Annotated in this window: 10 protein-coding genes and 1 pseudogene; 7 read left to right on the top strand and 4 right to left on the bottom strand. The window is 44.4% G+C overall.

Translation table 11 applies throughout. The features are described 5' to 3' along the window. The first annotated feature begins 138 nt into the window (after nt 1–138). Nucleotides 139–810, top strand: a complete 672-nt coding sequence (locus AB4507_RS18760; RefSeq protein WP_102398220.1) for a type 1 glutamine amidotransferase domain-containing protein — start codon at nt 139–141, stop codon at nt 808–810. A 155-nt stretch (nt 811–965) separates the two neighbouring features. On the opposite strand, the gene AB4507_RS18755 is transcribed toward AB4507_RS18760, so the two are convergent. Beyond that, nucleotides 966–2,201, bottom strand: a complete 1,236-nt coding sequence (locus AB4507_RS18755) for a cysteine desulfurase-like protein (protein WP_372129907.1) — start codon at nt 2,199–2,201, stop codon at nt 966–968. Beyond that, the gene (locus AB4507_RS18750; RefSeq protein ID WP_372183080.1) at nt 2,185–2,841 is read right to left on the bottom strand and encodes a 2OG-Fe dioxygenase family protein; all 657 of its coding nucleotides are present in this window, start codon (nt 2,839–2,841) and stop codon (nt 2,185–2,187) included. Before AB4507_RS18750 ends, AB4507_RS18755 begins: the two co-directional genes overlap by 17 nt. 949 nt (nt 2,842–3,790) lie before the next feature. On the opposite strand from AB4507_RS18750, the gene AB4507_RS18745 reads away from it, so the two are divergent. Both AB4507_RS18745 and AB4507_RS18740 read left to right on the top strand, forming a co-directional pair. Continuing rightward, nucleotides 3,791–4,474, top strand: coding sequence for a hypothetical protein (locus AB4507_RS18745; RefSeq protein WP_372149500.1), 684 nt, complete (start codon nt 3,791–3,793; stop codon nt 4,472–4,474). A gap of 123 nt (nt 4,475–4,597) precedes the next feature. Continuing rightward, nucleotides 4,598–5,191, top strand: a complete 594-nt coding sequence (locus tag AB4507_RS18740; RefSeq protein WP_372125607.1) for a hypothetical protein — start codon at nt 4,598–4,600, stop codon at nt 5,189–5,191. Nucleotides 5,192–5,402: 211 nt separating this feature from the next. On the opposite strand, the pseudogene AB4507_RS18735 reads toward AB4507_RS18740, so the two are convergent. Continuing rightward, nucleotides 5,403–5,477 (bottom strand): annotated as a pseudogene (locus AB4507_RS18735) (regulator); the annotation flags it as partial. Nucleotides 5,478–5,755: 278 nt separating this feature from the next. Here AB4507_RS18735 and trxB point away from each other — a divergent pair. The 4 genes from trxB (at nt 5,756) to azu (ending at nt 11,102) form a co-directional block, all read left to right on the top strand. Continuing rightward, nucleotides 5,756–6,715, top strand: a complete 960-nt coding sequence (gene trxB / locus AB4507_RS18730; protein WP_012603688.1) for a thioredoxin-disulfide reductase — start codon at nt 5,756–5,758, stop codon at nt 6,713–6,715. Between the two features lie 161 nt (nt 6,716–6,876). Further along, entirely contained in the window at nt 6,877–8,661 is a 1,785-nt protein-coding gene (gene cydD / locus AB4507_RS18725) for a heme ABC transporter permease/ATP-binding protein CydD (RefSeq protein ID WP_372183079.1), read from the top strand. Next, nucleotides 8,654–10,375: a heme ABC transporter ATP-binding protein/permease CydC gene (gene cydC, locus AB4507_RS18720; RefSeq protein ID WP_372170512.1), complete on the top strand. Its 1,722-nt coding sequence runs from the start codon at nt 8,654–8,656 to the stop codon at nt 10,373–10,375. The genes cydD and cydC overlap by 8 nt, the downstream gene beginning before the upstream one ends. A 274-nt stretch (nt 10,376–10,649) precedes the next feature. Beyond that, nucleotides 10,650–11,102, top strand: coding sequence for an azurin (gene azu / locus AB4507_RS18715; protein WP_017063577.1), 453 nt, complete (start codon nt 10,650–10,652; stop codon nt 11,100–11,102). Between the two features lie 71 nt (nt 11,103–11,173). Here the strand turns inward: azu and AB4507_RS18710 are convergent, their stop codons facing one another. Next, nucleotides 11,174–13,057, bottom strand: a complete 1,884-nt coding sequence (locus AB4507_RS18710; RefSeq protein ID WP_372183078.1) for a methyl-accepting chemotaxis protein — start codon at nt 13,055–13,057, stop codon at nt 11,174–11,176. Between the last annotated feature and the right edge of the window lie 248 nt (nt 13,058–13,305).

Raw genomic sequence — 13,305 nt, 5'->3', positions numbered from 1 at the left:
TTTATAACTAGTATTAGAAACAACAAGACGGCGATAGCTAAGTAACAACGCGATACCTAGCGCCTAACGAAAAGCTTCAGTGCTTAACGAAAAGCGTCAGCACCTAAATAAAAAAACAGCAGCTCAAAGGGACGAACCATGAAAAAAATACTAATTCCAGTGACTAACCACGCAACACTAGGCGATACAGATCAAGCGAATGGTACTTATGCGCCTGAACTGACTCATGCTCTCAAAGAGATCATTGCTGCGGGTTTTGAGTACGACATCGCTTCTATCAAGGGTGGTAAAGGCCCGTTGTATGGAACCGATATTGAAGGGGATTCAGTAAACGCGGAGATCTTGGCTGATGATGACTTCCAAAACCGCATCAACAATACGATTCCTGTAAACCAAATTAATGCAGAAAGCTACGATGCTATCTTCTACCCAGGTGGTTTCGGTTTGCTTTCAGACCTAGCAACCAACGAGCAATTCGCTGCTATTGCGGCTAAGCATTACGAAGATGGTGGTGTGATTGCGTCAGTATGTCACGGCCCTGCGGCGCTGCTTCCGATTGTTTTAAGCAACGGCGAGAAGCTACTAAGCTCTAAATCGGTGACTGGCTTTACACGTGAAGAAGAGATCGACTTTGGCACCATCAACGACATTCCGTTCCTACTGGAAGAGTCTCTTGCTCGCAGCGCAGCGCGTTTCAACAAGGTTCAACCTTGGCAAGAGCTTGTGATTGTTGATGAGCGAGTAATTACAGGCCAGAACCCAACTAGCGCACACGCAGTGGGTGTAGCAATTGTTGAGCAGCTTTCTTAGTCGAATCGCTGTATTGATTAGGTCACAGGCGATAACTAAATAAGCGCGCTGAAACGAAAAAGAGCATATTTCCTACTCACTATTCATGAGAGAAGTATGCTCTTTTCTAATTCTGTCGCTATTAAGTGCTCGTGACTTCTTGCTAATTACTTCTACTAATGGCTTCGCAAGATCCCTTCAAGCACATTGAACAACAAGTCGATCTCTTCAATCGAGTTGTAATGCATACAACCAATACGCACCACGCCCTGCTCTTCAATACCCAACTGTTTCACCAAACCTAATGCGTAGAAATGTCCGTTCCACACACAGATATTATGTTCACCCAGCTTCTTGGCGATGAACTCTGGAGAATGGTTTTCAAAAGTAACCGCAAAGGTTGGCGTTCTTAGGTTCGAATCAAACTCTGTTTTCCCGTAAAGCTTTGCCCCTTCAAGATCAGACAAGCGTTTAAGGAAGTACTCACTGAGCTGGCTTTCATGCTTATTATAAAGCGCGTAGCTTTGCTCTAAACGAGAACGCAATGAGTCGGTTGGCTCACCGAATTGCGCCAAGTAATCTACCGCCGAAATCACACCTGCAAGGCCTTCAAAGCTTTGCGTACCTGTTTCAAAACGGCCTGGGCCAATATTGGTTGCAGGCTCAACCTTGTAAGGCTTTAACGTGTGTAGCCATTGAGGCGCAACATAAGCAATGCCCACATGCGGGCCGAAGAACTTATACGCTGAACACGCTAAGAAATCACAATTCAGTTGCTGAACATCAATCAAATGATGCGGTGCGTAATGCACGGCATCGACATAAACCTGCGCACCATGCTGATGTGCAAGTTCGATCACTTTCGCCATATCAACAATCGAGCCTGTCGTGTTCGAAGCAAACGTGACTGCGACAAGCTTGGTTTTCTCGTTAAGCAGCGATTCAAAATGCGCCATATCCAAACTGCAATCCGACTCGTCTACACGAACTTGGCGAACAATCGCGCCTTTGTCGTCTGCCGCTTGCTGCCAGCTCGATACATTTGAGTAATGATCTAACGCCGTGACGATAACTTCATCGCCCTCTTTCCAATCGCGGCTGATCGCTCGGCTAAGTTGGAAGGTCAGAGATGTCATGTTCGCACCGAACACAACATTGCCAGAAGACTCCGCATTAAGCAGTGCTTGCGCCGCTTCTCGCGCTTGCTGCATTAAGCTTGTGGTCTTTTGGCTAGAAAAATAGTGGCCGCCTAGGTTTGAATTAAAATGCCCTAGGTATTCGGTCATTGAAGCTAAAACATTCTCAGGTACCTGAGAGCCACCCGGCCCATCAAAAAAGGTCACCGGCTTACCGTTATGGTATTGGCCTAGCGCGCTAAACTGCTGGCGCACATCATTAAGAGTGAAGGACATTGCGCGCATCCTTAGCCGTTAGAACAAACACATCCATGTAGCCCATCTCGCCGTGGTCTATGGTACGAATCGGTTGTGCATTGTGCCAAAGCTTACTATCAGCAAGAATTGCCACTTCACCATCGCCTAACACTTTTCTGAAGAACGGTGCTTCGTGGCTATCTTGATAAAGCATCACTTCACCACCCACAATGTTGTGGCGAGTAACACCAATGATCGCGATGTGGTCAAAACCGTCCTGGTGAACACCTTCTGGTGCAACTTGAGTTTCTTCAAAAATAGCGGCAATGCGGATTTGATGGATTTCGATTTCTTGTCCGTCTTCAAGCCCGTTGGTTTCAATAAACAATTCACACATCTCTTGCATGCCTTCGCTGCTTAGAATTTGTGCTTCAATCGGCTCGAATTGACGAACAACGTCACCTTGAAAGTGATTAATGTCTTCAGACTGAACAAAGTTATGTTTGTCTAGCTCAACGACTTGTCCATTACTGAATTCAACCACTGAGTACCTTCTCAATCGGAACTGGCCATCCGCATGCTCTGTGCTTGGTAGCTTAGAGAATGAAGGTGACAACTCCTTAACCGCGTGGTTACTGAGGTGGGTAATATGTAGGGTATTTTCGTGAGCATGTAACATCATCGACTCCTTAATGATTGTTAATTAACTTTCGATATTTAACGTTTTGTTTACATAAAGGATACTTGAAGATCTTGCCAAATCAACATTAAACAATCATTTATCCCGTCAGATTTAATAATTCAGACACTAAATCCAACCTAGAAATAAAAAGCAGTGTATAACACCAGAATAAAAGATGACCAACTCTTAAAACTAGCACACTCCACTAGCTAGTTATAAATCCCTGCAAATTTAAATTTAACGATATTATAAACTAGCAAGCTATGTTTCATATTGTGTCAGCCCTTTCCCTTTAATACGCCAGCCTCCTTGCCTGAGTTCAGGCATCACACTCGCCATCATTCATTTCTATGCTTTTGCACCGCGAAATACGACCTACCTATCAATTGCCAAACTATTGATTATTTACACAACAAACTGAAATTGGTTAATTTATGAGTACGCCAGAAACCAAACGCCTTTGCTTGCGCGTCTGGAACAGGTCGAGTTCGGGGGGAACTCGGCCGCCCCAAATGGTTTACTTCTTTTTAGGGAGCGAGTTGATTGCTCTTTTAGCCTAGAAAGTGTTTGAAGTGGAATATTGAGAAGAGAGTTTAGTTAGTGTTTTTTGACAGCCAAGAACATTAGTAGGTATTCACAAATGTTAGAGACTCTTCACTAACACGTTTATGCCCCACTTTCACTTAGTGCTTATACTCATTCACACCCTGTTCATAGGCTTTTCCCCTACTAAAAGTTGTCCATTCTTCTAATGCTGTTCGTTGTGAGCCTTCGTTTTGTATCAAGGGGGTAAATTCGACAGAACTATCAGTGACGAGTTAACCTCACTATATGTGACATATCAACTTATATTGTGAGCTAAATCGATAAAATCCTTTATGCCACCTGTTGCTAATAGATCACCTAAACATCATACTGTTTAGGTGTGAATTTAGAAAGGAATACGATGAAAGTTACACCTATTTGTTACGCTGTTCGTTGCTATTTAACTCTCTACGAAGTAACCAAGAGACGCCCGCCTCCCGGTTGTCTATGTGATGTCTTGACCCACTATTTAAACAAGGTCGAAGTTATCCACTTTGTTGAGTCACTATTAAGAAGAACGCAATCAAAAGGCATAGTTTCAAGAAGCAGTACTATTAGTATCAAAGATTGCCAAATAACAAACTGTGGTACAGCAGTAGATATGGACTCTGCTTCCTCTATTGATATCGATCATCTTGCTGTCACGAATTGTAATATGGGAATTAACGTAAAAAGTAATGCTAACGAGGAAATAGAAATGCCGCTAAACATAAAAAATAGCAATTTTAAACGAGTTGATACTGCCGTTAGAGCACCCGAAAAAATGATGGTTGATGTAGATAATTGTGATTTTGAGGATATAAAAATTGGTTTCGATTTTTACATTTCTGAGTCGGACTTATCAAAGCTTGGATTACCAAAAGACACACCTCAAGAGTTGCTTCTTGAAGTTGCTAAAATCGTTCGCGATGACAGCACTAAAGATAGCCAAACTGTAATCGACAAAATATCCCAATCAGCTTTAGTAAAATGGCTCAATGTTACTTCTGGCATTGTTACTGTAGGAACTCCGATCATTAGCAATTTGGCGACCTATTTTTCATAATTTGGATAGGTAATTCGAAGAGAAAAACAGGCTCTACTCGGAGTCTATCTAAGGCTTTACTTGCATATGTATAATGATAATAAATTTGTTTTTTATGAGAAGCAGTACTATCACGAATTGGACATGAAACAAAAAATAGACCTTAAACTACAAGCATTAATTGTCTTTGCGTTTGCTTGGTTAAACTTAACCTCATACATGGTTCAAGTAGTCGATGATAGTGGTGATCTTCTCGTTTCATACTCTTATTATTTTTTTGTTGCTATTTACCTTTTTCTTCTTGGTATGAGCCTCAGGTATTCAGTTTTTAGCTTTTATGGGAACGTATATCAATACATAGAAACCCCAAAGGTTTTTGATGATTACTATCAGGAAATGCATACCTACTATGAGAAGTATCATGACGGTGATAATCCAGCTGAACTTGAACTTAATAAATTCATTAAAGAAAACCTGATAAATTCTACGCACCATAATGCATTGTTAAATGATGCTCGCTCACAGAAGTCTTTCGAATCAACGAAATGGATGGTTATTTCATTCGTTCCATTCGTTATAGCTTTTATCATTTTTGTGTATTTCAAGCTGGATCTAACACACCCTACAAAACCTATTTTAATCGAAGAGAAAAATCTCACTGGAGCCTATAATTATGTCGAGCGACTCAACGCCACAAACACAGAAACCATCTCCGCCCCCAAAACCGTCAGGTATTAGGAGTGTAAAAAGTAATGTAGAAAAGCCGTTTTCTGCAAAGAATCCGCCACAATCCCCTAAAGGAAAGTAAAGGAATGACTGAAAAAAAACCCGCTTCTCCACCTCCTCCACCGAAGCCACCTTCGGGAGTTAGATTCGTGAAAGATGGAATACCATCAGCGCCGAAAAAGACCAAATAAAATTAGAAAGGCTCCTTCACGGAGCTTTTTTGTTACTTGATTTTTGCTATTGCCCTAGCGAGACCAAGTAAATGTGTGGAAGTCTTAATCTCTAACTCAAGCTGAATAGGATTTTCCTCACCCCAACTCATTTCGTTGGCTTGCTAGCATAAAAATTACAATTATTAATTTCTCGTTTAGCTTACTAAACACGCCACAACCCCTTCCCGCAAAGCCTTTAGGTGCTTTCACCGATCTTCCAGCCACGGAAACGTTTGTCTCCATTAAGTTCTAACGTATAACGATTAATTACACTTCAGCCCTTGTTTAACCTTTTATTGCCTCCATATTTTCCATACAATCCTAAGCGATTATAAATAAAAACAATTTCAATTTCGGAGTCCTCATGAGCGACGTAAAGCACTGTAATTTATTGATTCTTGGTTCTGGCCCTGCTGGCTATACAGCTGCAGTTTACGCTGCTCGTGCAAACCTAAACCCAGTTCTGGTTACTGGTATGCAGCAAGGTGGTCAGCTTACAACCACAACAGAAGTGGAAAACTGGCCGGGTGATCCTGAAGGTTTAACGGGTCCAGCTTTAATGGATCGCATGAAAGAGCACGCAGAGCGCTTTGAAACAGAGATCCTGTTCGACCACATTAACGAAGTAGATCTATCAAACCGCCCTTTCCGTCTTAAAGGCGATTCTGGCGAGTACACATGTGATGCGTTGATCATCTCAACAGGTGCATCAGCTAAGTACCTAGGTTTAGATTCTGAAGAAGCATTCAAAGGCCGTGGCGTTTCTGCTTGTGCAACGTGTGATGGTTTCTTCTATCGCAACCAGAAAGTAGCAGTTGTTGGTGGTGGTAACACGGCTGTTGAAGAAGCACTTTACCTGTCTAACATCGCGTCTGAAGTTCACCTAGTTCACCGCCGTGACACGTTCCGAGCTGAAAAGATCCTAGTGAAGCGTTTAATGGACAAAGTAGAGAACGGCAACATTGTTCTTCACACTGACCGCACGCTAGACGAAGTTCTAGGCGACGACATGGGCGTAACGGGCGTTCGTATTAAAGATACTCAGTCTGACAAGACAGAAGACATCGAAGTAATGGGCGCGTTCATCGCTATCGGTCACCAGCCGAACACTGAAATCTTCAAGGGCCAAGTGGATATGAAAGATGACTACATCATCGTTCAGTCAGGTCTTGAAGGTAACGCGACACAAACCAGCATCCCAGGCGTATTCGCTGCAGGTGATGTAATGGACCACAACTACCGCCAAGCAATTACTTCTGCAGGCACAGGTTGTATGGCTGCATTGGATGCTGAACGCTTCCTAGATGGCCTTAACGATAAGTAAATCTGAGATTGCAGATTTGATTATCGGAGCTCTCGCCTCAGTAGATGCAGGGCGTCATCACAATTTGTTGTAAATCCCTAGAGCCCAGCGGTATATCCACTGGGCTTTCTTTTGTATACTACCCGCCCTCAACAAATAATAATTATCATTAAGCCTTCATAATGGATAAGAAAAAACAACGCAGCTTGAACAAGTGGCTTAAGCAACAGAGTAAGTTAGCGAAACGCTGGCTTATGATTGCGATTAGCCTTGGCGTACTTTCAAGCGTGTTCTTAATTGCTCAAGCAGCTCTTCTCGCCTCTATTCTTCACCAGCTGATCATCGAAAATGTCGATAAATCTGAACTGGTTGGTCATTTCGCAGGCTTGGCATTATCGGTCGTTGGCCGTGCTGGCTGTACATGGGGACGTGAAATCGCAGGTTATCGCTGTGGCGAACAGATCCGTGTCTACATCAGGCAACTCATCCTTGATAAGTTACGTGAACTTGGCCCTGCTTATATCAAAGGCAAACCTGCGGGTACGTGGGCAACCCTGTTGCTAGAACAAGTAGAAGACATGCAAGACTTCTTCTCTCGTTACTTACCTCAGATGTCTTTATCGGTAATGATTCCATTCATTATTTTAGTTGTGGTGTTCCCAGTTAACTGGGCAGCAGGACTGATCTTCTTGATTACTGCTCCACTGGTGCCGATGTTCATGGCACTTGTAGGTATGAAAGCGGCCGATGCAAACCGTAAAAACTTCAAAGCACTGCAACGTCTTTCTGGTCACTTTTACGACCGTTTGCAGTCAATGACAACCATTCGTCTATTTGATCGCACTAACGCTGAAACCGAAGTACTTAAAGGTGCATCTGAAGTGTTCAGAACGCGCACCATGGATGTGTTGAAAATCGCTTTCTTGTCTTCTGCGGTACTTGAGTTCTTCACGTCGATCTCTATCGCAATGACAGCGGTTTACTTTGGTTTCACCTACATTGGAGAGCTTAACTTCGGCCACTACGGCGCTGGCATTACGCTATTCGCAGGTTTGTTTATCCTTATCTTGGCGCCAGAGTTTTACCAACCTCTGCGTGACTTAGGTACTTTTTACCATGCGAAGCAACAAGCGGTTGGCGCAGCCGAAAGTATTGTCGAGTTCCTAGAAACAGACATCACTAAGGTTAAATCAGGCGACACTCAGCTCGACCCGGCTCAAGGCATCAATATTGAAGCTCAAGATCTCAAAGTGTTAAGCCCTGAAGGTGTTCAATTGGTTGGTCCTATTTCGTTCGCACTTAACACTCGACAGTCGACTGCGTTAGTTGGCCCAAGTGGTGCGGGTAAAACGAGTTTGATCAACGCTATTCTTGGTTTCATGCCTTATGAAGGAAGCTTGAAAATCAATGGCATTGAACTGCTTGACCTCGACTTAGCCTCTTGGCGTAAAACCATTAGCTGGGTTGGTCAAAACCCGTTGCTACTGCATGGCACAATTCGTGACAACGTCACCCTTGGTAAGCACGATATCACTGACCAAGTTGTCGCGAATGCACTTGAGCAGTCTTTTGCTAACGAATTCGTAAATGAGCACGGCTTGGATTATATGATCTCTGATCGCTCTGGCGGTCTGTCTGTGGGTCAGTCTCAGCGTTTAGCTCTGGCTCGCGCAATGATTCAAGACGGTCAGTTCTGGTTGCTCGATGAACCCACTGCCAGCTTAGATACTCGTAGCGAACAGTTGGTAATGAAAGGCATCAATAGCAATATCGAAAGCCGCACTGCCCTACTTGTGACGCATCAACTTGCCCCGCTTCAATCGGTCGATAACATTCTGGTTATGCGCGATGGTGGTCTGGTTGAACAAGGTCATTACTCTCAGCTTTCGACTGCGGGTGGTTTGTTTGAAGAGATGCTGAACGCGAACTTAGCTCAACAAGATAATAAGGGTAATTTAGATGCGTGATTTACTGCCTTACCTGAAACTCTATAAAAAGCATTGGTTTGGCCTATCGCTAGGGATGCTATTGGCTTTTGCTACTCTATCGGCTTCTATCGGCTTGTTAACGCTATCAGGCTGGTTTATTTCAGCTTCTGCGGTTGCTGGCCTTACGATTGCGCGTGAAACCTTCAACTACATGCTACCGGGTGGTGGTGTGCGTGGTTTGGCAATGAGCCGAACTGCAGGTCGTTGGGGTGAACGTGTTGTTAGCCACAATGCGACATTCAAACTGTTAACTGATCTTCGTATCTTCTTCTTCAAGAAGCTGGCTCCGCTGATCCCAGGTCGTATTTCAAACCTTCGAGATGCTGATCTTCTCAACCGTTTGGTTGCCGATGTCGACGCCATGGATCACGTGTACTTGCGCTTAGTAAGCCCTGTGACGGTGGGTGTGTTCGGGATTTTCTTCCTGACTCTGTTCTTGATGTGGTTCGATAGCTCACTAGGTTTAATCCTAGGTTCTATCCTTCTTATCATGCTGTTGGTTTGGCCAATCTTGTTCTACAAGCTTGGTAAACGTAATGGTGGTGAGCTAACACAGAACAAAGCGGATCTTCGTGTAACGACGCTTGATTGGATTGAAGGCTACAGCGAGCTAACTCTGTTCGGTGCTGAGGAGCGTTACCGTAATGCGATTCTAGAAACGCAACGCAAGCTGATGGCGAATCAGTTTGTGAACGCTAACCTAACCGGTATGGCTTCAGCAGCGCTAATGCTGTTCAACGGTTTGACGCTGGTTCTTATGCTTTGGCTTGCGGCTGACGGCGTGGGTGGTAATGCACCAGACCCGTTCATCGCGCTAATGGCATTCGCAACCATGGCAAGCTTCGAGCTATTAATGCCAATTGCAGGTGCATTCCAGCATTTAGGTCAAACTTTGTCTTCAGCTCGTCGCTTGAATGAAGTGATTCTGTCAGAACCTGAAGTTCAGTTTGCTGAAGAGAAGCTCGACATCAACAAGCCACTGGATATTACGTTCTCAAACGTGACGTTCAACTACCCTGACTCTGAGCGCAGTGTTCTGAACGCTGTCGACCTAACGATCCCTGCAACGAACAAGGTTGCGATTGTGGGTCAAACGGGTTCTGGTAAATCAACACTGATTCAGCTTTTGACTCGCTACTGGGATCCTAAGAAGGGTTACATCTCAATCGCGGGCATTGAACTGACTCAGTGGAATGAATCACAGCTTCGTGAATCAATCAGTGTAGTAAGCCAACGTGTCGACATTCTAAATGGTACTTTGCGTGACAACTTGTTAATTGCAAGACCAAAAGCAACCGATGATCACTTAGCGAATATCCTTAAAGATGTTGGCCTAGAAAAACTGCTGGAGAATAACGCGCTTGATAGCTGGTTGGGTGACGGTGGTCGTCAACTGTCTGGTGGTGAGAAGCGCCGTATTGGTATTGCACGTGCGATTCTTCATGATGCCCCTATCCTGCTTCTTGATGAGCCAACAGAAGGCTTAGATAAGCAAACAGAGCAAAGCATCATGACGCTGTTCGAGAAGCACTTCGAAGGCAAGACGGTTATCTTCATCACTCACCGTTTGATTGGTCTAGAGTCGATGGATTCTATCGTTCTGATTGAACAAGGCGAGATTGTTGAAAACGGCTCTCACGAGAAGCTGTTAAACGAAGAAGGACGTTATTTCCAACTTCGTCAGGCAATCTAGCTTCCCCTTAAGCTATAAAGAAAACTATTCAAGGCCCGAGTTTATGCTCGGGCTTTTTGTTGTCTGCGATTCTAGTCTCGAGCAACCATTCCCCCCTAAACGGTTGTTCATGCGCTGATTAGTTTTGCCCTTTCCTACAAAAACTTACCATTTACAAAGCAACGAGTTGCACACAATTCAAGTCGTAGCACATTACTATGATCATCTTTCTAGGATAATACGTATCAATCAACCTCATGGAATAACCTCCCCCTAAAATAATGGAGAACAGTGTATGTCTTTACGATTAATCGCAACAACGATAGCGCTTGTAGGTGCTAGCTTTACCGCTCAAGCGAGCTCGGAATGTGAAGTATCGATTGATGCTAGTGATCAAATGAAATTTTCAACTGACACATTAAGCGTTCCAGCGAGCTGTAAAGAAGTGAAGCTGACGCTAAACCATACTGGTTCTATGCCAGCCCAATCAATGGGTCACAACGTCGTTATAACAGACACTGCGTCGCTACAAGCAGTAGGTATCGATGGTATGTCGGCAGGTATCGACAATAACTACGTAAAACCTGACGACAGCCGCGTTTACGCCTTCACTCGTGTTATCGGTGGTGGCGAGTCAACCTCAATCACTTTCAGCACAGAGAAAATGACAGCCGGTGGCGATTACTCTTTCCTATGTTCATTCCCGGGCCACTGGGCAATCATGAAGGGCAAGTTTGAGTTTAAATAACTCGTTAGTCTAGATTGTACAGATACATCAAAGCCCCAACCTAGGTCGGGGCTTTGTTATATTGGCTTCGCTTACAGCTTGAAGCGGCTGATTTCGCTTTCTAGCTCGTGAGACAGTTCAGATAACTGAGCAGCTTGCTCTGCAGCTTGGTGTGCTTCGTCTGCTAGCTCGTTAGATACGTCACGAATTCCCTCAGTGTTACGAGTAATCTCAGACGTTACTGACGCTTGCTCTTCTGCAGCAGAAGCAATCTGTGTTGCCATGTCGCTAATGCGTTCAACAGCAGCGTGGATTTGCGTTAAGCTTGCAGCCGCTGAGTTCGCATCATCAACACTGGTTTCAGCAAGACTACGGCTATCGTTCATGATGCTAACCGCTTTGCCTGTTGTACCTTGTAGCAACTCAATAGTTTGCTGAATCTCTTGCGTTGAACCGTGTGTACGTTGGCTCAGAACTCGAACTTCATCCGCTACAACCGCGAAACCACGACCTTGTTCACCCGCACGTGCTGCTTCAATAGCGGCGTTAAGTGCAAGTAGGTTTGTTTGTTCTGCAATACCTTGAATGTTAGACAAGATAGCGTTGATGCTGTTGCCGTGCTCTTCAAGTTCTAGAATCACGTTGGTTGCGATTTGAACTTCTTGAGCCAGGTTTTGGATAGAGCTTTGAGTCTGTGTCACTTGACCAGTACCGTGCTCACACGCGCCAACCGCTTCAGATGAGTTCTGTGCAGTGTGGTCTGCGTTACCTGCGATCTCTTGTGTTGCTGCAGCCATTTCGTTAACGGCTGTTGCTACCATGTTGATCTCGTCTTGTTGCATTTGGATACGAGCACTACGTTCTTCAGCTTGAGAAGCCGTTTGACGCGCTTGGTTGCCCAGCGCAGCAGATACTTCGCTTAGCTTGATCACCATGGTGTGCATGTTGCCCACAAAACGGTTGAAGTTTGCTGCAAGCTGACCAATTTCGTCGTCGCTCTTAGGCTCAAGGCGTTGAGTAAGATCGCCCTCACCTGAAGCAATTTCTTCAAGTGCTGCTGAAACGCGGTTTAGGTCGCGGAATAGGAAGCTTACTAACCAAGACACAAGTACGATTACGATGAGCGTAATAATGACAGCAGTGATGATCAGCTGAGTAAGTAGCGTTGAGTGGTTCGCTTCTTCTGTTGCTTTGTCCATCTGAACCGCGAAGATCCAGTTAGTGTTAGGCACCTTCGTGAAGTAAAGCAGCTTGTCTGCGCCGCGCTCTTTGATGATCTCGATGCTACCCGTACGCACTGCGTTTTCGATGATAGGCATAGAGATATCGTTTGAAAGTTGGCTTACCGGCTTCAAGCTTAGTGCTGAATCTGGGTGTGCTAGGAATGTGCCGTCAGAGGCATCAATTAGCATTGCGTAAGCGTTGTCACCAACATCAAGGCTGATTACATCGTTAACCAACTGGTCGATCAGTACGTCTGCACCAACAACACCAACAAGTTGGCCATTGTGGCGAACAGGTTCTGCGATCGTTACTAGAAGTGCTTTGGTGATTGCATCTTGGTAAGCCGTAGTAATGATTTGCTTACCTGCAGCGTTTGCTTCTTGGTACCAAGGACGTTGACGAGGATCGTAATCTGCACGATTACGTTCAGGATGTGAACGGTACATTCCACCTTCTGGAGTACCTAAAAAGATATCGTCAAAGCCACCCGCTACACGAGCTTGTCTAAGGAAAGGAACAACATCACCCTCTCGTGAAAAGTCATTAAATGCTGATGCGATATCAGTACGGATATCAATCCAGTTTTTAATACCTTCAGATGCTGCTTCAGATACGCTTTCAGCTCGTAGGTATACGCCATTACGAGTCTGTTCAAATAATTGGTTTGCTGACAACCAAGTCAACGCTGTAGCCATAACGACAACAGCAGATAGGCTAGCGCCTATCAACTTCTGCTTTAGTGTTAGTTTCATGTCAAAGTTTCACGAGTGGTGGGAAATCTCGCGCATACTACCCAATATTAGTATTAAATTCGAGCGATTTCACAATTTAATATTGGAATATAATTTTAAGCAAACCATAAGCTTAAGTAATGTCAAATCCTTGGCTTATCGCCAAATTTAAGGCTGTGTTGTCTCTACGGTTATTAACATTTTTATCGCACTTCACATGCTTAAAAGAGACAAGAAAACACGGTAAAGAATGTCTCGTCCTAAAATAC

It is taken from the genome of Vibrio sp. 10N.222.54.A3 (assembly GCF_041474095.1).
Taxonomy (GTDB): Bacteria; Pseudomonadota; Gammaproteobacteria; order Enterobacterales; family Vibrionaceae; genus Vibrio; species Vibrio crassostreae_C.
This window is presented reverse-complemented; position numbering and strand designations above follow the sequence as displayed.

Coding starts and splice junctions, on each gene's coding strand:
- AB4507_RS18760 (WP_102398220.1), top strand. CDS start 139: ATGAAAAAAATACTAATTCCAGTGACTAACCACGCAACACTAGGCGAT.
- AB4507_RS18755 (WP_372129907.1), bottom strand. CDS start 2,201: ATGTCCTTCACTCTTAATGATGTGCGCCAGCAGTTTAGCGCGCTAGGC.
- AB4507_RS18750 (WP_372183080.1), bottom strand. CDS start 2,841: ATGTTACATGCTCACGAAAATACCCTACATATTACCCACCTCAGTAAC.
- AB4507_RS18745 (WP_372149500.1), top strand. CDS start 3,791: ATGAAAGTTACACCTATTTGTTACGCTGTTCGTTGCTATTTAACTCTC.
- AB4507_RS18740 (WP_372125607.1), top strand. CDS start 4,598: ATGAAACAAAAAATAGACCTTAAACTACAAGCATTAATTGTCTTTGCG.
- trxB (WP_012603688.1), top strand. CDS start 5,756: ATGAGCGACGTAAAGCACTGTAATTTATTGATTCTTGGTTCTGGCCCT.
- cydD (WP_372183079.1), top strand. CDS start 6,877: ATGGATAAGAAAAAACAACGCAGCTTGAACAAGTGGCTTAAGCAACAG.
- cydC (WP_372170512.1), top strand. CDS start 8,654: ATGCGTGATTTACTGCCTTACCTGAAACTCTATAAAAAGCATTGGTTT.
- azu (WP_017063577.1), top strand. CDS start 10,650: ATGTCTTTACGATTAATCGCAACAACGATAGCGCTTGTAGGTGCTAGC.
- AB4507_RS18710 (WP_372183078.1), bottom strand. CDS start 13,057: ATGAAACTAACACTAAAGCAGAAGTTGATAGGCGCTAGCCTATCTGCT.